General features: G+C 58.1%; 19 protein-coding genes and 1 tRNA gene. 11 read left to right on the top strand and 9 right to left on the bottom strand.

Going from position 1 to position 19,438, the window contains the following annotated elements; translation table 11 throughout:
• The first annotated feature begins 33 nt into the window (after positions 1-33).
• Positions 34-1,166, top strand: a protein-coding gene (locus tag BAR1_RS05030; protein ID WP_118942005.1) for an IS3 family transposase whose coding sequence is annotated in 2 segments (ribosomal slippage) — positions 34-286 and positions 286-1,166 — 1,134 coding nt in all. Because the reading frame shifts where the segments join, the coding sequence is not laid out codon by codon here.
• 244 nt (positions 1,167-1,410) lie between these two features.
• Complete coding sequence (locus tag BAR1_RS05025) at positions 1,411-1,860, top strand: MmcB family DNA repair protein (RefSeq protein ID WP_118942004.1); 450 nt, start codon at positions 1,411-1,413, stop codon at positions 1,858-1,860.
• On the opposite strand, the gene BAR1_RS05020 is transcribed toward BAR1_RS05025, so the two are convergent.
• Positions 1,844-2,029 (bottom strand): DUF6324 family protein, encoded by a 186-nt coding sequence (locus BAR1_RS05020; protein WP_118942003.1) that lies wholly within the window; start codon positions 2,027-2,029, stop codon positions 1,844-1,846. The two genes, BAR1_RS05025 and BAR1_RS05020, sit on opposite strands and share 17 nt — an antisense overlap.
• A 106-nt stretch (positions 2,030-2,135) precedes the next feature.
• Here BAR1_RS05020 and BAR1_RS05015 point away from each other — a divergent pair.
• Both BAR1_RS05015 and BAR1_RS05010 read left to right on the top strand, forming a co-directional pair.
• Positions 2,136-2,212, top strand: a tRNA-His gene (locus tag BAR1_RS05015).
• 97 nt (positions 2,213-2,309) lie between these two features.
• Entirely contained in the window at positions 2,310-4,499 is a 2,190-nt protein-coding gene (locus BAR1_RS05010) for a DEAD/DEAH box helicase (protein ID WP_323368584.1), read from the top strand.
• A 68-nt stretch (positions 4,500-4,567) separates the two neighbouring features.
• Here BAR1_RS05010 and BAR1_RS05005 read toward each other — a convergent pair whose 3' ends face one another.
• The gene (locus BAR1_RS05005; protein ID WP_162891675.1) at positions 4,568-5,155 is read right to left on the bottom strand and encodes a DUF805 domain-containing protein; all 588 of its coding nucleotides are present in this window, start codon (positions 5,153-5,155) and stop codon (positions 4,568-4,570) included.
• Between the two features lie 20 nt (positions 5,156-5,175).
• Positions 5,176-5,499: a DUF6476 family protein gene (locus tag BAR1_RS05000; RefSeq protein WP_118942001.1), complete on the bottom strand. Its 324-nt coding sequence runs from the start codon at positions 5,497-5,499 to the stop codon at positions 5,176-5,178.
• Between BAR1_RS05000 and BAR1_RS04995 the strand changes: the two genes are divergently transcribed.
• From BAR1_RS04995 to BAR1_RS04985, 3 genes are all read left to right on the top strand, one after another.
• On the top strand, positions 5,498-6,547 hold the full coding sequence (locus tag BAR1_RS04995; RefSeq protein ID WP_118942000.1) for an RluA family pseudouridine synthase: 1,050 nt from the start codon (positions 5,498-5,500) through the stop codon (positions 6,545-6,547). The two genes, BAR1_RS05000 and BAR1_RS04995, sit on opposite strands and share 2 nt — an antisense overlap.
• A 157-nt stretch (positions 6,548-6,704) precedes the next feature.
• Positions 6,705-7,601, top strand: coding sequence for an RNA polymerase sigma factor RpoH (gene rpoH, locus BAR1_RS04990; protein WP_118941999.1), 897 nt, complete (start codon positions 6,705-6,707; stop codon positions 7,599-7,601).
• A gap of 466 nt (positions 7,602-8,067) precedes the next feature.
• Positions 8,068-8,535: a hypothetical protein gene (locus BAR1_RS04985; protein ID WP_118941998.1), complete on the top strand. Its 468-nt coding sequence runs from the start codon at positions 8,068-8,070 to the stop codon at positions 8,533-8,535.
• Positions 8,536-8,654: 119 nt separating this feature from the next.
• Here BAR1_RS04985 and BAR1_RS04980 read toward each other — a convergent pair whose 3' ends face one another.
• The 6 genes from BAR1_RS04980 to BAR1_RS04955 all read right to left on the bottom strand — a co-directional run bounded on the left by BAR1_RS04980 (position 8,655) and on the right by BAR1_RS04955 (position 12,348).
• Positions 8,655-8,969 carry a hypothetical protein gene (locus tag BAR1_RS04980; RefSeq protein WP_118941997.1) on the bottom strand — a complete coding sequence of 105 codons (315 nt, stop codon included), beginning with the start codon at positions 8,967-8,969 and terminating at the stop codon, positions 8,655-8,657.
• A gap of 93 nt (positions 8,970-9,062) precedes the next feature.
• Positions 9,063-9,518 carry a transcription antitermination factor NusB gene (gene nusB, locus BAR1_RS04975; protein WP_118941996.1) on the bottom strand — a complete coding sequence of 152 codons (456 nt, stop codon included), beginning with the start codon at positions 9,516-9,518 and terminating at the stop codon, positions 9,063-9,065.
• Entirely contained in the window at positions 9,515-10,072 is a 558-nt protein-coding gene (locus tag BAR1_RS04970; protein WP_118941995.1) for a 6,7-dimethyl-8-ribityllumazine synthase, read from the bottom strand. The genes nusB and BAR1_RS04970 overlap by 4 nt, the downstream gene beginning before the upstream one ends.
• A complete protein-coding gene (ribB, locus tag BAR1_RS04965) occupies positions 10,072-11,169 on the bottom strand; it encodes a 3,4-dihydroxy-2-butanone-4-phosphate synthase (protein ID WP_118941994.1) in 1,098 nt (365 codons plus the stop codon). Before ribB ends, BAR1_RS04970 begins: the two co-directional genes overlap by 1 nt.
• Positions 11,170-11,182: 13 nt before the next feature.
• Positions 11,183-11,752: a hypothetical protein gene (locus BAR1_RS04960; protein WP_118941993.1), complete on the bottom strand. Its 570-nt coding sequence runs from the start codon at positions 11,750-11,752 to the stop codon at positions 11,183-11,185.
• Positions 11,749-12,348 (bottom strand): riboflavin synthase, encoded by a 600-nt coding sequence (locus tag BAR1_RS04955; protein WP_118941992.1) that lies wholly within the window; start codon positions 12,346-12,348, stop codon positions 11,749-11,751. Before BAR1_RS04955 ends, BAR1_RS04960 begins: the two co-directional genes overlap by 4 nt.
• 485 nt (positions 12,349-12,833) lie before the next feature.
• Between BAR1_RS04955 and BAR1_RS04950 the strand changes: the two genes are divergently transcribed.
• The 4 genes from BAR1_RS04950 (at position 12,834) to BAR1_RS04935 (ending at position 19,405) form a co-directional block, all read left to right on the top strand.
• Positions 12,834-14,126: a capsule biosynthesis protein gene (locus tag BAR1_RS04950; protein ID WP_118941991.1), complete on the top strand. Its 1,293-nt coding sequence runs from the start codon at positions 12,834-12,836 to the stop codon at positions 14,124-14,126.
• Positions 14,127-14,225: 99 nt separating this feature from the next.
• Positions 14,226-15,356, top strand: a complete 1,131-nt coding sequence (locus tag BAR1_RS04945) for a polysaccharide biosynthesis/export family protein (protein ID WP_118941990.1) — start codon at positions 14,226-14,228, stop codon at positions 15,354-15,356.
• Positions 15,357-15,362: 6 nt separating this feature from the next.
• Entirely contained in the window at positions 15,363-17,402 is a 2,040-nt protein-coding gene (locus tag BAR1_RS04940) for a capsular polysaccharide biosynthesis protein (protein ID WP_118941989.1), read from the top strand.
• Between the two features lie 161 nt (positions 17,403-17,563).
• Entirely contained in the window at positions 17,564-19,405 is a 1,842-nt protein-coding gene (locus tag BAR1_RS04935) for a M3 family oligoendopeptidase (protein ID WP_118941988.1), read from the top strand.
• Positions 19,406-19,438 lie beyond the last annotated feature (33 nt).

Raw genomic sequence — 19,438 nt, 5'->3', positions numbered from 1 at the left:
AGATGGATCGACTAATGAGAAAGACGATTCAAAATGACGAAACGAAAGAACCATTCGCCTGAATTTAAAGCCAAGGTAGCACTTGAAGCGATCCGTGAAGAAATGACGATGGCGGAGTTGGCGAAGAAATACGGCGTTCACCCCACCCAGATCGGGACGTGGAAGCGTACTGCGATTGACAATATGGCCTCAGCGTTCAGCAAGCGAGGCGGTGATCCGGGGCGCGTTGATGAAGCCCAGATCGATAGGTTGCATTCGAAGATCGGCCAACTGGGTGTGGAACGGGATTTTTTAGCCAACGCCTCGGTTCAGTTGCTCGGAGCGCGAGGCAAAAAATGGTGAGCAAGGATTACGGTCTGAGTGTCAGGCGGCAATGCAGGCTGCTGTCGCTGGTGCGGTCAAACCTATACTATCAGCTAAAGGGCGAAAGTGCGGAGAGTCTGCGCTTTATGGCCATCATTGATAAGCAGTTTTTGGACACGCCTTGGTATGGGTCGCGCCAAATGGCGCGTTATATGCTGCGGCAGGGTCACAAATGTGGCCGCCATCGTGTGCGTCGATTAATGCGACTCATGCGTTTGGTGCCAATCTACCAGACGCCAAACACCAGCAAGAAACATCCGCAGCACAAAATTTACCCATATCTACTGAGGAAACTGGAAATTAATCGATCAAATCAGGTGTGGTGTGTCGACATCACTTACATTCCGATGCAGCGCGGATTCCTCTATTTGGTCGCCATTATGGACTGGTACAGCCGCAAGGTTTTGAGCTGGCGTTTGTCAAATAGCATGGAAGCAGGCTTTTGCGTTGAAGCCCTGAACGAGGCCATCGCAAGATACGGAAAGCCAGAGATCATGAACAGCGATCAAGGCAGCCAATTCACCGGCTTTGAATGGACACAGGCGCTGAAAGATGCTGACGTGGCTATATCCATGGACGGCAAAGGCCGCTGGGTTGATAACCGCATGATCGAGCGGCTCTGGCGATCCTTAAAATATGAATGCATTTACCTAAACGCATTTGAAACGGGGTCACAGGCCCGCGCAGGTATCGGGAAATGGTTGGCCTACTACAACACCGAGCGTCCGCATTCTACCCACGGAATATTGACCCCGCATGAAGCCTATGACAGAAAAACAGAACCAATGAGGTTGGCAGCCTAAATGAAACCATGATCCATCTTAAACAGGCTGCTAACTGGTCGAAATCTTGCGACCACCTCTCCCCCCTTACTGCAATGTCACAGCAAAACGCTCCATCCATCCACCACACACCCCGTCACGCCCTTATTTTACTAGCTGTAACTCACTTAAATCCAGAACATCCCGGATAAACCCAGTTACTGTAATATTCAGTGTCAACGCACAGTGACTTGCCTTCTGTTCACCTATTGTTCATGATCAAGGCATGACATCCAGCCTTCAACCCGGCCAGATTCTGGCGCGCGGCACTTGCCGCCATCTGCGCGATTTGGGTTATGCCTGTGTCACCGAACTGGTGCCCGCGCGGGGTTTGCGGGTGGATGTGATGGCGCTTGGCCGGAAGGGGGAAATCTGGGTGATTGAGTGCAAATCATCCCGTGCCGATTTTCAGACGGATCACAAATGGCAGGGCTATCTGGAATGGTGCGACCGGTATTTCTGGGCCGTGGATCAGGACTTTGACACCGATCTGCTACCAACCGAAACCGGCCTGATCATTGCCGACGGTTTTGATGCCGAAATCATCCGCACAGGGCCGCAAACCAAACTGCCCGCCGCACGGCGCAGCGCCCTGACGCGCAAATTCGCCCGCCATGCCGCCGCCCGTCTGCAACGGCTGACAGACCCCGATGCGGGCGCTATTTTCCACCCGTGACGGTTTTCGCCGCCGCGGTCAGTTCCTCGGCGATTTCCAGCGCCTCTTCCGGCGAGAAATCCATCGGCAGATCGATCCCCTCGGCCTCGATATAGATGCGGACCATGCCCAGTGAGGTGGGGCCGATCTGGATATTTGCGGTGATATCGCTTTCGCTGTCGATGCTCATCTTCGGGTCTCCGGTTGAATGAAGGGCAGCGATACGCAGATTCATCGGCTTTTTCAAGCATGGCCTCTTGCAAAGCGCACAATCGGACGCTAATTGGACACCGTGTGCCGGCGTAGCTCAGTTGGTTAGAGCGCTTGATTGTGGATCAAGAGGTCACCCGTTCAATTCGGGTCGCTGGTACCACCCCATCCGATTTCCCACAGATCTTGGCCAAAGACAAATCGTTGCCTTTGGTGTAACAACCCCATATCCGGGCCGCTTAGGCCCTGCCGAACCTATTTTGAAAGACCAAAACGCCGTGACCGAAGTATCCGACCTGATAACCCCGCTGGCCCGCGCCCTGACGCGCAAAGGCTATGAAACACTGACCCCTGTGCAACAGGCGATGTCGGACCCTGATCTTGTGGGGCGCGATGCATTGGTATCGGCGCAGACCGGTTCAGGTAAAACCGTGGCCTTCGGGATCGCGATGGCCACCACGCTGCTGGACGGCGACGAAAACTTTGGCCGCGCCGGTGCCCCCAAGGCGCTGATCATCGCGCCAACCCGCGAACTGGCCTTGCAGGTGATGCGCGAATTGCAGTGGCTGTACGCCGAAACCGGCGCGCGATTCGGGTCCTGCGTTGGCGGCATGGATGCGCGCACCGAACGGCGCACGCTGGATCGCGGGGTCCACATCGTTGTCGGCACACCGGGCCGTCTGCGCGATCACCTGACACGCGGCGCGCTGGATCTGTCGGATTGCGCCTGTGTGGTGCTGGACGAAGCCGACGAAATGCTTGATCTGGGCTTTCGCGAGGATCTGGAATTCATTCTGGACGAAGCGCCCAAGACCCGCCGCACCCTGCTGTTTTCCGCCACGGTTTCACGCCCGATTGCGGTGCTGGCCAAGACCTATCAGCATGACGCCGTGCGGATCGAAACCAAAGGCGACACCAAGCAGCATAGCGATATCGAATACCGCGCGCTTGTGGTGAAACCGGCAGACCGTGAAAACGCGATTATCAATCTGTTGCGCTATTACGAGGCACAAAATGCGCTGGTATTTTGCGCGACCCGCGCCGCCGTGAATCATATGACCGCGAAATTCAACAACCGCGGCATGTCGGTAGTGGCGCTGTCGGGCGAGCTGAGCCAGAACGAACGCACCCACGCGCTGCAATCCATGCGCGATGGACGTGCACGGGTCTGTATCGCCACCGACGTTGCCGCACGCGGGATTGATCTGCCGGGTCTGGATCTGGTGATCCACGCGGACCTGCCGCAAAACAAAGAGGCGCTGTTGCACCGTTCGGGCCGCACCGGTCGGGCGGGGTCCAAAGGGGTTTCAGCCCTGATCGTGCCGATGAGCCAGCGCAAAAAGGCCGAACGCCTGTTGGGCTGGGCCAAGGTTACGGCGAAATGGGACACACCGCCGACCGCCAAACAGGTCGAGGAACGTGATAACGAACGCCTGCTTGCGGGCTTCAAGGTCAGCGACGAGGTGGATCAGGAATTCGTGGCAAAACTGCTGGCGGCCCATACGCCCGAGCAGATTGCAGCGGCCTATATCACCCAGTATCGCGACCAGCGGTCCGCGCCGGAGGAACTGCAAACCGTTTCGGTCACAGGGCCGGACGTGCGCAGCCCGCGCGACGAATTTGCCGAAAGCACCTGGATTTCCCTGACCATCGGGCGCAACCAGAAGGCCGAGCCACGCTGGCTGTTGCCAATGCTGTGCCGCGCCGGTGACATCACCAAACGCGACATCGGGGCGATCCGGATGCAACCGGACGAGACATTCGTGCAGTTGAACGCGCAGATTGCCAATGATTTCATGAAGGCACTGGGCGGCAAGAAAGAACTGGAAGAAGGCATCAAGGTGACGGTGCTCGACACCCCCCCTGACCTTGGCCCGCAACCACGCGGCAAACCCCAGGGCGGCAAAAAACGCCCCTACAAGCGGCGCGAAGGCGGGGATGACCGGCCTGCCTATAAAGGCAAGAAAGAGTGGGACAGCGACCGCGATGGCGGCAAGCCCGCATACAAGGGCAAGGGTGATCGGGACGGCGGCAAACCAGCCTATAAAGGCAAAGTGGATCGCGATGGCGGAAAACCGGCCTATAAGGGCAAAAAGAAATGGGACAGCGACGATAACGACAGCCCCCGCACACCTTACAAGGGCAAATCCAAATGGGATACGGGGGGCGACAAACCCGCCGCCAAGGGCAAGCCGAAGTCAGCCCCGAAATACGACAGCAAACCCCGCCACAAAGAGGCACCCAAATCTGATTTCGCGCCAAAATTCGGTGGCGAAGCCGATGCGACGCCCAAACGCAAAGGCGGCGGCAAGCCAAGACCCAAGAATCTGGGCGCCAATGATCGGGGCGGGGCACGCAAACCGCGTCACAAAGACAGCGGCAAGGGCAAGTTCGCCAAACCATCCGGCAAGAAAAAGACGTCTAAACCGATGGGCAAGAAACGGACTTAGCAACGGGTATAGAAACAAAAAGGGCGCGTCTGGCTGGATGCGCCCTTTTTTGTTTCAAACGACACGCTCTAGCCCAGCGGATCGGGCCCAAAGCTGTTTTCGCCTGTTGTGCCTTTCAGGAACCCCAGTTCAATCAAGGCCCATATTCCCACCACGAAGGAAGCAAGGCTGACAAGCATCGCGATTGATCCCGGGACAAGCATTTCAAACTCACCCATTCCAAACATCGATCTCATCCGGCCCATTCCCATCATTCCACCGGTTTCCATGACGGCTTTCACATCCAAAGCGGTATAATCAATTTTGAAAGCCTTCATAAAATTCGAGATGATTCCGGGCAGAAAGAAAATCAAAAGCCACGGCATTGCCGGTTTGTTGCGGTCATGCAGGCGTTTTACGGTGATGGCGGCTGCGGGGTAAAGCAGGACAAGCGAAATAACAAACGGAACCATTCGGGGTATTTGGCCCGTGCTTGCAAGCATCGCACCAAGCAAAAAGATAAACAGGAACGAGATCAGTATCAGCCCAAGAACCCCCAGCCAGAATGTGCTGCGAGGAATTCGTCCGTCAAATGAAGTGAATAGGTTCATGGCCATCTCCTGATAAATGCGTAACTGTAATTCATATACCGATAGTTGTAACGCACCTTTGGGCAAAATCAAATCTATTCGGATAGCTACGGCTGGTTTGAAATCCGTATCCTCTGCCGCAATTTCCCGCTGTCCGCGTCATAGATCAAAATCTCGTCCCCCTCTGTCACCACCGCATACCAGCCCTTGCCCATGGTAAAAGCGGTGGCGCGGGCACCGTCGGGCAAAACTATGCTTGCCGGCAACTCGGGACCTGTGGATACAGCCGCGGGTTTGGCATTAATCCGCATGACAAGCAGGCCAATGATGACTACAACGCCCACAATCATTGTGCCGGTCAGGATTGTCACCAGCCGGCGCAGGAATTTCAGGTTGGCCGGCTCTTCCGGCTCAAGCGGGGCGTCATTCATGGCTGGAACATCCTCTGATACAGTAACGGTGGTGATCGGGCCAAACCCGTTCCCGCGTCTTGATAAGGCGTTATCAAGGGATGTGCCAGAGGGCGCGAACCTCAGCCGGTCGCGTCTGGCCAAACTGATCGCCGCCGGCATGGTGCGCCTGAACGGTGTGGTCGAGGTGAACCAGAAGGCCAAAGTGGCCGAGGGGGATGTGGTCGAGATCACCGTGCCGCAGGCCAGTGAAAGCCATATCGGGGCCGAGGACATCCCCCTGACTGTGGTGTTCGAGGACAACGATCTGATCGTCATCAACAAACCCGCCGGAATGGTGGTGCACCCTGCCCCCGGCACGCCGTCGGGCACTCTGGTCAATGCCCTGATGCATTATTGCGGCGACCGGCTGTCCGGCGTTGGCGGCGTGGCGCGGCCCGGCATTGTGCACCGGATCGACAAGGATACCTCGGGCCTGCTAGTGGTGGCAAAATCGGATGTCGCGCATCAGGGGTTGGCGGCGCAGTTTGAAAAGCACACGGTCGAGCGGCGCTATCTGGCGGTGGTTTACGGCGCACCCGATGCCTCGGATCCACGGGTGCGCGGGGTGAAGGGCGTGAATTTCGAGGCCGGAAACATCATGCGCATCACCACGCAACTGGCCCGCCACAAAACAGACCGCCAGCGGCAGGCGGTGCTGTTCGGCTCGGGCCGCCATGCGGTCACACGGTCGCGGATCATCCGGACCATCGGCGAACCTGTGGTGGCGTCCCTGATCGAATGCTGGCTGGAAACCGGCCGCACCCACCAGATCCGCGTGCATATGGCCCATGCCGGTCACAGCCTGATTGGTGATCCCACCTATGGCGGTCGGCGCAAGCTGTCCATCAAGGCGGTTGGCGAGGCCGGACAGGCCGCCGCACGCGCCTTTCCACGGCAGGCGCTGCATGCGGCAACTTTGGGGTTCAAACACCCTGTAAGCGGTGAGGATATGCGGTTTGAAGCGGAAATGCCCGAAGATATGGCGAAATTAATCGCCGATCTGACACGCAAAAGCACATCAACGTGAGGTTTTGTCACAAAGATGGACGTTTTTTCATGTTATATTCATATAGAGTTAACGAGGACTGAATATTGACGACAAGCAGGAAAGAAACTTGAAAACTGCGAAATCGTGACTACCTGAATGTTAACACAATAAACATAAAGCGAAGAGGGCACTGAACTTGGGCAATTATACAAATCTTCCCGCGCCGACCCCTGAAGGGGGGTTGAACCGCTATTTGCAGGAAATCCGCAAATTCCCGATGCTGGAGCCGGAAGAGGAATATATGCTGGCCAAACGCTGGGCCGAAACCGAGGATTCGGAGGCGGCGCACAGGCTGGTGACGTCGCACCTGCGGCTGGCGGCGAAAATCGCCATGGGCTATCGCGGCTATGGCCTGCCCACAGCCGAGGTAATTTCCGAAGCCAACGTCGGTTTGATGCAGGCGGTGAAACGCTTTGATCCGGAAAAAGGCTTCCGTCTGGCGACCTATGCGATGTGGTGGATCCGCGCCAGCATCCAGGAATATGTGCTGCGGTCGTGGTCTCTGGTGAAACTCGGCACCACCAGCGCGCAGAAAAAGCTGTTCTTCAATCTGCGCAAGGCCAAAGCGCGTATTGGCGCGCTGGAAGAAGGGGATATGCACCCCGATAACGTCAAACGCATTGCAAATGATCTGGGGGTCACCGAAAAAGAGGTGATCTCGATGAACCAGCGGATGGCGGGTTCGGACGCCTCGCTGAATGCGGTGGTCGGGTCCGAGGGCGAAGGCACCATGCAATGGCAGGACTGGCTGGAAGATGAAAACGCCGATCAGGCCGGCGATTACGAGAAGAAAGACGAGCTGGACGTGCGCCGCGAATTGCTGGTGCAGGCGATGGATGTTCTGAATGATCGTGAAAAGGACATTTTGGAGCAACGCCGCTTGCGCGACAAACCGGTGACGCTGGAAGAGCTGTCAGGCCAGTATGATGTATCGCGCGAACGTATCCGCCAAATCGAAGTGCGGGCGTTCGAGAAAATCCAGAAACGGATGCGCGAACTAGCCAAGGAAAAGGGCCTGCTGGAACCGGCATAAGCCGTTGGATAAACAAGGTGCGCCATGCTTGCGGGTATGGCAAAACCTTGTTCAATCCCCCAACATCACAGATACTGGGCAAAGGCGGCGATTATGCCGCCTTTTTGACGTGATGCGGTTCGGCAGCCCTTGTATGCGGCCCCCCTGCCCATTAGGTTAAGCAGTGGCGGGTTCTGCCTTTCTCGTAAACGGGGTTCAATTCCGGTGGCCTTACTCAACCGAAAGGGAGCTGGCTCTGTCTGGATCCTGGTCCAGTTACCCGGCGCCCACCTGTACATACGGGTTCTTCGGGAATTTACGCACCCCACGGCCTGCGCGGGCCCGCCACTTATTAATGTCTTATCAACAGGTTACCACCTAACAGTTCATGACCTTTATCCTACCTATAGACAGCCTCAGTTATCAACCCTAGACTGCAACCACTTCAAACCATTCCCATGGGCATTTGCCAATTGGAGCTTGTTTAATGCGATATGTTGGTGTTTTCTGGTTTTTCGCTGCCATAGGCGTTGTTATATCACTAATGGGCTCAAAATATGCCCACTCCGTTGCCGGTATACCACCTGGAGTTCCATTGGCCAGACTAGGTATTGAAGGCAAGATCACGCAAATTTTGTTAATGATACTTCCGTTTATTGTTGCCCCAATATTAACGGGCTGGATATTTCATTTGAAAGTGCAGCGTCAGCCGATTAGCAAAGAAACTCGGAGTATTACTGCTAAAATTGTTTACTCAACGATAGCCCTGAGCATATTATTCTGGGTTGGAAGCGGAGCTTGGTTCGGCCTGCTTCAAGCCACTCCACTGATGATTTTTATCATTTTGATAGTACCAATAGCAGGAGTGGCATTTATCTTCTGGATACTTTTCCCAGCAACCGCTCGAGTATTCGCATATCTCACCAAGACCGATTCAAACAACAGTTCTAGCTGACCTCTCTATAGCAAAAACCTGACACTCGGTTCATAGTGGTTTTCTGCCCACGACTGATTTTACTGGAATTGCTGCAAGCACCCAATAGCTAAATCTGCACCAGCACTTTTTACCTGTGCCTATGGGCGACGATTACGATCCTCGTCCACCGGAATGGCAATCGGTTGCAGTTCCACAATCAGCGGATCGCGCTTGCCGCCCTTGGGTTCGTCGTCCTTTTCCATCCGCATGATGGCAATGGCAAATTGCACACCGGCGAACACAATACCGTTGAACATGAACAGCATCACAGCCGCCACCCAGCCCATGCTGGAACTGCTGACCAGATGCCACATATTCGCGATGTTCAGATACAGCATTGTGCCGACAAAGACGCCGGACAGGACAAAGCCGAACAGGACGTTGCGGATATAAAGGCTGATCAGTTTGGGCATTGGTTACATTCCTTGGCTTAGGCGCGTCAGGGGCAGTTTAGCAAAGGCTGGAATGATTCCAAGGGGTTTCTTGTCGCATCGGGCAAAAGCCGCTCAGAACGCCTCGGGTCTGGCCTCGCGCGCCATGTGGTCCAGAACCGCGTTGACGAATTTGGGTTCGCGGCCATCGGGGAAGAACGCCTTGGCCACATCCACATATTCGTTGATCACCACCTTGGGCGGCGTTTCCATGCGCAACAGTTCGGCGCCCGCAGCGCGAAACAGGGCGCGCAGGGTCGGGTCGATCCGTTTCAGGGGCCATTTGGCCACCAAAGCGCGATCGGTCATCTGGTCGATCAGCACCTGCGCCCCGACCGCGTTTTCCAGCAGGTCGCGGAACAGGTTGACGTTGCCTTCGGCCATTTCGTCACCGTCATAGGTGGCGCCGAAACGGTGGTCTTCGAATTCCTGACGCACGGCGTCGATGGTCTGGGCGGAATGCTCCATCTGAAACAGCGCCTGCACTGCATAAAGCCGCGCGGCAGATTTCATTTGGCGTTTGTCGGTCATGCTGTATCGGGTCCGTTGTCAGGGCCACCATCGGCCATCAGGAAGTCTTCGGAGGCGGGTAAGAATCCGATCCCTTTTATCTCGCCGCCCCATTTGCGCGACAACGCGACCAGATGCAAGGCCGCAATTGCTGCCCCGCCACCTTTGTTCTGATCGGCAGGATCGGCACGCACCTCGGCCTGGGTGCGATTTTCGACGGTCAGGATGCCGTTGCCGATGCAAATGCCCCGCAGACCCATTTGCGACAGGGCACGGCTGCTGTCGTTGCAAACGGTGTCGTAATGGGTGGTTTCACCGCGAATGACACAGCCCAGCGCGACAAAACCGTCAAAATTACTGGTTGCATCGGCAATGGCGATGGCGGTGGGAATTTCCAGCGCACCGGGCACTTCGACCAGATCAAAGGTGGCCCCAGCCCCCTCGATCGCCGCCTTGGCGCCGGCCACCAGATTATCGGCGATGTCCTTGTAGTAGGGCGCAACCACGATCAGCAATTTCACGGGCTTGTCGAACGCGGGCAGCGGCGGGGTATAGTGCTGTTCATTGGCGGCCATCAGAGCATCTCCTTTGGAATGGCGCGGGTGCCCTCGATGGACAGCCCGTAAGCCTCAAGGCCGACGACCCTGGGCAAAGGTGAATTGGTGGCCAGCACCAGCCGTTTCAAGCCAAGCGCCGATAATATCTGTGCGCCCAGCCCGTATTGCTTCAGGGTGCGCGGGGCTTCTTCGTCTTCGTCCGACAGTTTCATTTCGGTATCGCGCAGCAACACGATCAGCCCGCGCCCCTCCTCCGCGATCATCTTCATGGCGGCGGGCAGTTCGCAAGCGGGGCTGGGGCCAAGGCCTAGAACATCCTCGAGCGGGTTCAGCGCGTGCATCCGCACCAGCACAGGGTCATCGCCGGTGATGTCGCCCTTGGACAGCACGATATGTTCCGCCCCTTGCGTTTCATCGGTGAATATCCGCATCATCCAGTCGCCGCCGAATTCGCTGGTCACAGCCCGCACAGCGGTTTCATTCACCAGATGGTCATGGCGGCGGCGATAGGCGATCAGATCGGAAATGGTGCCGATTTTCAGATCATGGGTTTGCGCAAATTCGATCAGGTCGGGCAAACGGGCCATGCTGCCGTCCTCGTTCATGATCTCGCAGATCACGCCCGAGGGGTTCAGACCGGCCAGACGGCTGACATCCACGGCGGCTTCGGTGTGCCCAGCCCGCACCAGCACCCCGCCTTCGCGGGCGCGCAGCGGAAAGATATGGCCGGGGATGGCGATGTCGGTGGCGGTTTTGCTTTGGTCGATGGCCACCGCCACGGTGCGGGCGCGGTCGTGGGCGGAAATGCCGGTAGTCACGCCTTCGCGGGCCTCGATCGACACGGTAAAGGGGGTGTCATAGCGGCTGGAATTGCCCGACGCCATTTGCGGCAGGCCCAGTGCGTCGATCCGCTCGCCTGTCAGGGTCAGACACACCAGTCCGCGGCCGTATTTAGCCATAAAGTTGATCGCCTCGGGCGTGGCCATCTGTGCGGGGATCACCAGATCGCCCTCGTTCTCGCGGTCCTCGTGATCGACAAGGATGAACATGTGGCCGTTGCGGGCGTCCTCGATGATGTCTTCGATCGGGGAAATGGCGGTGGATGTTTCGGTCATTGATGTGTCCTGTTCAGGCGCTAAAAAAGGTTTCGGCAGTTAGGTATCCGGCCAGACGGCCAGCGGCGCACCAGTCGCGTTCAAGGGCGGTGTCGCCAATAGCGACCACACGGTCGGCGGGCAGGTTTTGCGGGGCAAGGGCGGTCAGCAGAATGGTGCGGGTTTCACCCCATGTGTGGTGCAGCCCGGGTGCGGTGATGATGGTGTCCAGCGGGAGGTCCGCCTTGGCGGCGGCGCGCCGCATGTCCTGCGGGGTCAGTGGTGATTGCACGGCGACCAGACGGCCACAGCGTTGCAATGCGGCCAGTTTTTCACTCCGCCCCGCCGGTAGCCCGCGGTTTGCCTTAAGCAGGCGCAGCGCGTTCGAGGAAAACAGGAACGCCACCACATCATGACCACTGGCAGCGCGGATCGAGGCATAGGATTTGCAATCCAGCCCCAGCTCGCCCGCCCGTTTCACACGGCGGCGGATCACTTCGATCGGCAGTTTGGGCAGCAGTTCGGCGCGCGCTTTGGTCCAGCAATGTTTGCGAAAGCCGGTGCCGGCGGCCATGGTCGGGCCGTTGTTGTGGCCAAGGGTCATTGCCCCCACTCCCGCAACCGCGCAACATATCTGGCCAGCGTGTCGATCTCCAGATTGACCATATCCCCGACCGCCGCATCGCCCCATGTGGTGGCGGCTTTGGTGTGGGGAATGAAATTGATGCCAAAATCGGCCCCTGTCACCTCGTTCACCGTCAATGACGTGCCGTTCAGCGCGACCGAGCCTTTGGGGGCGATGAACCCCGCCAGCGCATCGGATGCGCGCAGGGTGACGCGGGTGCTGTCGCCCTCGTCCTGCATGGCGGTGATTTCGGCCAAGCCGTCCACATGGCCCGACACGATATGCCCGCCCAGTTCATCCCCGACCTTCAGCGCGCGCTCCAGATTGATGCGCTTGCCATCGGCCCATTTGCCAAGGTTGGTTTTATCCAGCGTTTCCGCCGAAATCTGCACGTCAAACCAGTTCTGCGGATCCGTGCCCAGCGCCACCACCGTCAGGCAAACACCGTCACAGGCAATCGAGGCGCCGATGTCGATGCCCGCCACGTCATAACCGGTGCCGATCCGCGCCTGCATATCGCCGCGCATCCCGACCTCCAGAACATGACCGATATCCGTGATAATCCCCGTAAACATTGCCGCACTCCTGTTTGCCGGACAGACCAAGGGCCTGCTGACGTCCCCCACACCGCACTGGTTTCGGCCCAAAATCCGCCAGTGCAAGACAATTGAGTGCCGCAAGGGTGGCCCCCTTGCAAGCGAAATTGGTGTCGCAATGGCGGATTTTGGTGAAATCCCTGCGGGACGCGGCCAAAATTTCTTCCAACGCGCGGATTTCCCCTTACCGATACGGGCATCGCTGCGGGCAAATCAACGCGCTGACTGCAATTTTGGACTCGCGCCAGTGTGGTGTGGGGAACGTCAGCAGGCCCTACCCCCTGCCGCCCCGACTCGCAATACAAAGAAATATACGAATTGCCGCAGGGATTGTTACCAGATTAACCCCAATTAACGGGAAAACGCCACACAATCGGGGGAACCCGGAACAATCAAGGAAAACTGCGTGACAGATCACGGGTTTTCGTTAAAACCAAAGGCGTAATAGTAATTAAAAGGGCGTTATGGGCAAGGCAACCGGCGCGGATCGCTGTTTTCTGTTTCTTCAAGGGCCGCATGGACCCTTTTTCAACCGGCTGGGCAAGATGCTGCGCACGGCGGGGGCGCAGGTGTGGCGGGTCGGGTTCAATGCGGGGGATCGGGCCTTCTGGTCCGACAAAAGCAGCTATATTGCCTTTGAGGAACCACAGGAAAACTGGCCCGACCGGTTTGCCGCGATTGTCGCTGAAAAAGACGTGACCGACATCGTTCTCTATGGGGACACCCGTTTCATCCACGCCGAGGCCGTGAAACAGGCCAAAGCCGCCGGACTGACAGTGCATGTGTTCGAAGAGGGATATTTGCGCCCCTACTGGGTGACCTACGAGCGCGGCGGCAGCAACGGCCATTCCCGTCTGATGGATATGTCCATTGATGATATGCGCAAGGTTCTGGCTGGCACCGAACTGACCAGCCCCGAGGCGCCCGCCCATTGGGGCGATATGCGCCAGCATGTGTTTTACGGTGCGCTTTACCACTGGTTCGTGATGTTCAGAAACGGGGCCTATCGCCATTTCAAACCGCACCGCGATCTGGGGGTTGTGGCCGAATTCCGGCTGTATCTGCGCCGCCTGCTGATGATGCCTGCGCACCGGGTCAGCCGCAGGGTGGCGACAAAGCGGATCATGCGCGGGGGGTATCCTTACCATCTGGCCCTGCTGCAACTGGAACATGACAGCAGCTTTCAGGCGCACAGCCCGTTTGGCAGTATGTCCGAATTTCTGGAACTGGTGATTGCCGGCTTTGCCAAAGGCGCGCCAACCCATCACCACCTTGTTTTCAAGGCGCATCCGCTGGAAAACGGCCGCCTTGCCCTGCGGCGGCTGGTGCATGAACTGGCCGAAAAACACGGGGTTGGTGGTCGGGTGCATTATGTGCCGGGCGGCAAGCTGGCGCAATTGCTGGACCACGCCCGAAGTGCGGTGACGGTGAATTCCACCGCGGCCCTGCAAGTGTTGCGGCGCGGAATTCCGCTGAAAGTGTTTGGCGTGGCTGTTTTTGACAAACCGGAACTGGTATCCACCCTGCCACTGGACGAATTCTTTGGCAAACCCGACCGCCCCGATATCCGTGCCTATAAGGAATATCGCCAGTATTTGCTGGAAACATCGCAAATTCCAGGCGGGTTTTATTCGGCGCGCGGGCGGGATCAGCTGATGCGACTGGCGGTTGATATGGTGTTGGCATCACAAGACCCATACGATGCGCTAAAGGCCGGAAACGCGGCACCAAGGCAACAGTTACATATCGTTAACTAGCCCCACCACAATCAGGGACTGGATTAAATAACCTGTTTCCCGTAACTTGCCTCCCAATCTTGAGGCAGAAAAACAATAATGTAAAGGAGACCCGGCGTAATGTTTACGGGTTCAAAACTGGCCAAAGCAGTGGCCCTGACTGCGGCTGTTGCCGTGGTTTCTTCGTGTGGTTTGCCGCGTTCCGGCCCGACCAAACGCGAAATCTATTCAGGTTCGGTAGAAAAAGACGGCAATGCTTTTGTCGTATCGGTCAATGACCATGTGGCCCGCGCGACCAATGTTACGCCGGCGCTGGGGTTTTCCAAAGCCTTTATCAATGCCGGTGTTGTTGGATCAGACACGATCCACGCCGGTGATGTACTAGGGCTGACCATCTGGGAAAATGTTGACGATCCTTTGCTTGGCGCGCCTGGCACCAGTGCCACGCCTTTGCAGGAAGTGCAGGTAGATGGCGCCGGATTTATCTTTATCCCCTATGCCGGTCGCATCCGTGCAGCGGGCAATACGCCCGAAGCATTGCGCCGGATCATCACCCAGAAACTGGACAAGCAAACACCGGACCCGCAGGTTCTGGTGAGCCGCCTTGCCGGTGACGGCGCCACGGTTTCGATCGTCGGGGGTGTTGGCGGCCAAGGGGTTTACCCGATCGAGCGCCCGACCCGCACGCTGGGGTCCATGCTGGCCAAAGCCGGTGGCATTTCGGTTGAGCCGGAAGTGACCCAGATCACCGTGATCCGCGGCAACAAGCAAGGCAAGATCTGGTTCGAAGATCTGTACAAGCATCCGAAACTGGACATCCCACTGCGCGGCGGTGACCGGATCCTGATTGAACAGGACACCCGTTCATTTACCGCCCTTGGCGCAACCGGCGCTCAAAGCCGGGTAAAGTTCACCTCGCAAAGCCTGTCCGCAATGGAAGCGATTGCGCAGGTCGGCGGGCTAAGTTCGAACTTTGCAGACCCCAAAGGCGTTTTTGTGTTGCGTGAAGAACCGGCAAAGATTGCCAATGCGGTTCTGAACCGCAAGGATTTGCAAGGGGAGCAGCGCATGATCTATGTGCTGGATCTGACCAAACCGAACGGTATTTTCGTGGCCCGCGATTTCATGATCCGCGATGGCGATACGATCTATATCACCGAAGCGCCCTTTGTTCAGTGGAGCAAAACCCTGTCCGCCTGGATGGGCACGCTGAACTCGGCCAATACGGTCAATACACTGGCGGGCAACTAGGGATTGATGCCTTTGCGTGATGAAACACAGGCCGCCGACGGGGAAACCCGCCGGCGGCTTTTTGTATATAACGGCGGGTTCCTGACCCAAAGCCGCATCCGGCGGATTTTGCAACTGGCGGGATATGACATCAAGCTGGGCAAGCCGTCAGATGGGGATATGGTCGGGGTCTGGGGCAAAAGCCCGACCTCTCCACGGGGCGAGGCCGTGGCCAGCCACACCGACGCGCCCATTCTGCGCATCGAGGATGCGTTCCTGCGCTCGATCCACCCGGGCCGGTCGGGCGAACCCCCTTTGGGCCTGTTGCTGGACAAGAACGGTGTGCATTTCGACCCCTCCACCGTAAGCGACCTTGAGGTTCTGCTGGCCACGCACCCGCTGGATGATACCGCCCTGCTGAACCGCGCCCGCAATGCAATGGCACGGATCAAGGCGGCCGATCTGTCCAAATACAACGCCCATGATCCCGACATCCCCCTGCCCGCGCCTGGCTATGTGCTGGTGATTGACCAGACCATAGGCGATGCTTCGGTCACCGCCAGCGGGGCGGATCGTGCGCGGTTTCAGGAAATGCTGGTGTTTGCCCAAGAAGAACACCCCGGCGCGCAGGTGATCATCAAGACCCACCCCGAAACACTGGCGGGTCACCGCAAGGGGTATTACAGCGCCGCAGACACCAGCCGGCGGGTTTCCCTGCTGACCGAACCGGTGTCCCCCTGGGCGCTGATGGACGGGGCGATAGCGGTCTATACCGTGTCCTCGCAACTGGGGTTCGAGGCGATCATGGCGGGCCACAAGCCCCGCGTTTTCGGCACGCCCTTTTACGCCGGATGGGGGCTGACACAGGACGAAACCCCGTTGGCGCGCCGCCAGCGCACGTTGACGCGGGCGCAACTGTTTGCGGCGGCGATGATCCTCTATCCGGAATGGTATGATCCCTACCGCGACCGGCTGTGCGCGCTTGAAGATGTGGTGGATGCGCTGGAGGCCCAGACACGGGCCTGGCGCGAGGACAGGCGCGGTTATGTGGCGGCGGGCATGCGTCTGTGGAAACGTGCCCCCTTGCAGGCGTTTTTCGGACGCTACAGCAAGATGCGGTTTGTGAAAGGGGCCGAGAAGGCCCACGCGCTGGCCCGCCAAAGCGGTGCAAGGCAGATGGTCTGGGCGGGGAAGGGAATGATAGCGGATGAGGCGCTATTGCGGATCGAGGACGGTTTCCTGCGCTCGCGCGGGTTGGGGGCAAACTTGACCGCGCCCTTGTCGCTGGTGGCGGATGATCTGGGGATTTACTATGATCCGACACGGGAAAGCCGGCTGGAACGGCTGATTGCGGCCTCGGTCCATTTGGGCGAGGTTGAGCAGCACCGCGCCAAACGGCTGATGTCCTGTCTGACCCATGCGGGGGTCAGTAAATACAACGTCGGCAGCGCCGGCCTGCCGGACTTGCCCAAGGGGCGACGGATACTGGTGCCGGGGCAGGTCGAGGATGACGCCTCGGTGTTGAAGGGGTGTTTTGAGGTATCCAGCAACCTTGATCTGCTGAAGCGGGTGCGCAGCGAGAATCCTGATGCGGTGATCCTATACAAACCCCACCCCGATGTCGAAGCGGGCCTGCGGGATGGGGCCGTGAAGGTGGCGGATATGGCGAAATACGCCGATCTGGTGCTGGAGGGTGCCGACCCTGTGGCACTGATTGATGTGGTGGACGAGGTCTGGACCATGACCTCGTTGCTGGGGTTCGAGGCACTGTTGCGCGGGCGGGATGTAACCTGTCTGGGCATGCCGTTTTATGCGGGATGGGGGCTGACGCGGGATATGGCCGAGGTTCCGGAGCGGCGACAGGCTTCGCCAACCTTGGCGCAGATGGTGCATGCGGTGCTGGTCGATTATCCGCGATACTATGATCCGGTGGCCGACCTGCCCTGCCCGCCCGAAGTGATTGTGGAGCGGTTGCAGCACAGCGAACTGCCGCGGGAACGGTTGCGGTTGCGCCTGTTGGCCAAGGTGCAGGGGATATTTGCCAGTTATGCGCATTTGTGGCGATAGTGGTTGCGCCGCCTGACGGCGTCGCCCGAGGCTCGCCCCTGTCGGGGCTCGCCTTTTTGCCTGCGGCGCAGGTATTTACAGCAAGAAGAAGACCAGCCCCCTTGCACTGCACACCCGTGCGCCCTTATGTGGTTTGAAACAGTCACAAAGAGGTTCCCTTGATGTTCAACGCTTTCCCTGCCCCCGTTTTCGATGCGACTTCTGACACTGGTAGTACCGGTGAATTCGGCGATCTGCCGGAATGGGATCTGAGTGATCTTTACCCTGCGCCGGACGCACCGGAATTTGCGCGGGATATGGAGTGGCTGCAAAAGGCCTGCGCGGATTTCGCAGCCCGATACGAGGGCAGGCTGGCGGATCTGGATGCTGCCGGCCTGTTGAATTGCGTTCAGGAATACGAAGCGATCAGCACCACCGGCGGGCGGCTGATGTCCTATGCAGGTTTGCGATATTACCAGAACACCACAGATGCCGGGCGCGCACAGTTCATGCAGAACGCACAGGAAAAGGTGACGGTGTTCACCGCCCCTCTGGTATTCTATTCGCTGGAGATCAACCGGATCGAGGACGGCAAGCTGGACGCGATGCTGGCCGAAAACGCCGATCTGGCCCGTTACAAGCCGATTTTCGAGCAATTGCGTGCGATGAAGCCCTATCAACTGTCCGACGAGCTGGAAAAATTCCTGCATGATCAAAGCAGTGTCGGGGCATCGGCCTGGAACAAGCTGTTTGACGAAACCATTGCCGGTCTGATGTTTACGGTGGATGGCAAGGAGATGAACCTTGAAAGCACCCTGAACCTGCTGACCGAACAGGACCGCAGCAAGCGCGAAGCCGCCACGCGGGAACTGGCGCGGGTGTTTGGTGAAAACGTGAAGCTGTTTTCGCGGGTGCACAACACATTGGCCAAGGAAAAGGCGATCGAGGATCAGTGGCGCAAGATGCCCACCCCGCAGACCGCGCGCCACCTGTCGAACCATGTGGAACCCGAGGTGGTCGAGGCCCTGCGCAATGCGGTTGTCGCCGCCTATCCCAAGCTGTCGCACCGTTACTATGCGCTGAAGGCCAAATGGCTGGGGCTGGACACAATGGAGGTCTGGGACCGCAACGCGCCGCTGCCGATGGAAGACACCAAAACCGTTGACTGGGCGCAGGCCGAGAAAACCGTGCTGGATGCTTACGGCGCCTTTGATCCGCGCATGGCCGAGATCGCCAAGCCGTTCTTCACCGATGGCTGGATCGATGCAGGCGTGAAACCCGGCAAGGCGCCGGGCGCCTTTGCCCACCCCACAGTCACCACCGTGCACCCCTATGTGATGCTGAACTATCTGGGCAAACCGCGCGATGTGATGACCCTGGCGCACGAGTTGGGCCACGGCGTGCATCAGGTGCTGGCGGCGGATCAAGGCGAATTGCTGTCCTCGACCCCGCTGACACTGGCCGAAACCGCATCGGTGTTTGGCGAGATGCTGACTTTCCGCAAACTGCTGGAGCGGGCGCAGACGCAAGAGGAACGCAAGGTGCTGCTGGCGGGCAAGGTCGAGGATATGATCAACACCGTGGTGCGCCAGATCGCATTCTATGATTTCGAATGCAAACTGCACGCCGCACGCGCCGAGGGCGAATTGACGCCGGACGACATCAACGCGCTGTGGATGTCGGTGCAGGCCGAAAGCCTTGGCCCCGTGTTCAACTTTGTCGAAGGCTATGAAACCTTCTGGACCTACGTCCCGCATTTCGTGCATTCGCCGTTCTACGTCTACGCCTATGCGTTCGGCGACGGGTTGGTCAACGCGCTTTATGCGGTTTACGAGGAAGGGGACGCAGGGTTTCAGGACAAGTATTTCGAGATGCTGAAGGCGGGTGGCTCCAAGCACCACAAGGAGCTGCTGGCACCGTTCGGGCTGGATGCGTCTGATCCCAAGTTCTGGGACAAGGGGCTGAGCATGATTTCGGGAATGATTGACGAGTTGGAGGCGATGGAGGAGGAAAACACCGCGTAGGGTTGTTTTTGGGGTTACTCTCTCCAAATTGGC

It is taken from the genome of Profundibacter amoris, assembly GCF_003544895.1.
Taxonomy (GTDB): Bacteria; Pseudomonadota; Alphaproteobacteria; order Rhodobacterales; family Rhodobacteraceae; genus Profundibacter; species Profundibacter amoris.
This window is presented reverse-complemented; position numbering and strand designations above follow the sequence as displayed.

Coding starts and splice junctions, on each gene's coding strand:
- BAR1_RS05025 (WP_118942004.1), top strand. CDS start 1,411: ATGACATCCAGCCTTCAACCCGGCCAGATTCTGGCGCGCGGCACTTGC.
- BAR1_RS05020 (WP_118942003.1), bottom strand. CDS start 2,029: ATGAGCATCGACAGCGAAAGCGATATCACCGCAAATATCCAGATCGGC.
- BAR1_RS04995 (WP_118942000.1), top strand. CDS start 5,498: ATGGCTGGAACATCCTCTGATACAGTAACGGTGGTGATCGGGCCAAAC.
- BAR1_RS05000 (WP_118942001.1), bottom strand. CDS start 5,499: ATGAATGACGCCCCGCTTGAGCCGGAAGAGCCGGCCAACCTGAAATTC.
- BAR1_RS04985 (WP_118941998.1), top strand. CDS start 8,068: ATGCGATATGTTGGTGTTTTCTGGTTTTTCGCTGCCATAGGCGTTGTT.
- BAR1_RS04980 (WP_118941997.1), bottom strand. CDS start 8,969: ATGCCCAAACTGATCAGCCTTTATATCCGCAACGTCCTGTTCGGCTTT.
- nusB (WP_118941996.1), bottom strand. CDS start 9,518: ATGACCGACAAACGCCAAATGAAATCTGCCGCGCGGCTTTATGCAGTG.
- BAR1_RS04970 (WP_118941995.1), bottom strand. CDS start 10,072: ATGGCCGCCAATGAACAGCACTATACCCCGCCGCTGCCCGCGTTCGAC.
- ribB (WP_118941994.1), bottom strand. CDS start 11,169: ATGACCGAAACATCCACCGCCATTTCCCCGATCGAAGACATCATCGAG.
- BAR1_RS04960 (WP_118941993.1), bottom strand. CDS start 11,752: ATGACCCTTGGCCACAACAACGGCCCGACCATGGCCGCCGGCACCGGC.
- BAR1_RS04955 (WP_118941992.1), bottom strand. CDS start 12,348: ATGTTTACGGGGATTATCACGGATATCGGTCATGTTCTGGAGGTCGGG.
- BAR1_RS04950 (WP_118941991.1), top strand. CDS start 12,834: ATGGGCAAGGCAACCGGCGCGGATCGCTGTTTTCTGTTTCTTCAAGGG.
- BAR1_RS04945 (WP_118941990.1), top strand. CDS start 14,226: ATGTTTACGGGTTCAAAACTGGCCAAAGCAGTGGCCCTGACTGCGGCT.
- BAR1_RS04940 (WP_118941989.1), top strand. CDS start 15,363: ATGCCTTTGCGTGATGAAACACAGGCCGCCGACGGGGAAACCCGCCGG.
- BAR1_RS04935 (WP_118941988.1), top strand. CDS start 17,564: ATGTTCAACGCTTTCCCTGCCCCCGTTTTCGATGCGACTTCTGACACT.